Origin of the sequence: Pannonibacter anstelovis, assembly GCF_036881715.1 — a bacterium.
In the GTDB taxonomy this organism is placed as follows: Bacteria; Pseudomonadota; Alphaproteobacteria; order Rhizobiales; family Stappiaceae; genus Pannonibacter; species Pannonibacter anstelovis.
Genome location: NZ_JBAKBF010000035.1, coordinates 1 through 371, shown reverse-complemented (window position 1 = coordinate 371; position 371 = coordinate 1). Strand labels below are relative to the sequence as shown.

General features: G+C 56.9%; 1 pseudogene. It reads right to left on the bottom strand.

What is annotated here, in order from left to right:
- Window positions 1–371, bottom strand: a pseudogene (locus tag V6L75_RS21005) (flagellin N-terminal helical domain-containing protein); the annotation flags it as partial.

Sequence of the window (371 nt, the reverse complement as noted above, 5' to 3'; positions counted from 1 at the left end):
ACGTCACTTTCGATGGTGAGCTTGCCGGTACTGGTGTTGAACGAGGCATCGACGCCGTTGAAGCGCTTGACGAACTCGGTCAGATCCTTGACCGAAGTCTTGTCCGTCACTTCCAGCGAGCCCAGCTCGTAGCCGTTGCCGTCGGTCAGTGTCAGGATGTCTTCAACGTTGAAAGAGCCCGAGTTCTTCAGCAGCTGCGACCCTGCTGTGAAGTTTGCGGCAGTTACGCTGACCAGATTGGATGGGGCAGGTGTGGCTGCGCCCGCATTGTCGGTGCGCAGATAAACGTTGTCGTTCGAGATGATCGACAGGGAGCCGGTCTTCTCATCGAACTCCGCCCGTACGCCTGCAACATTGTTGACCTGATCAAC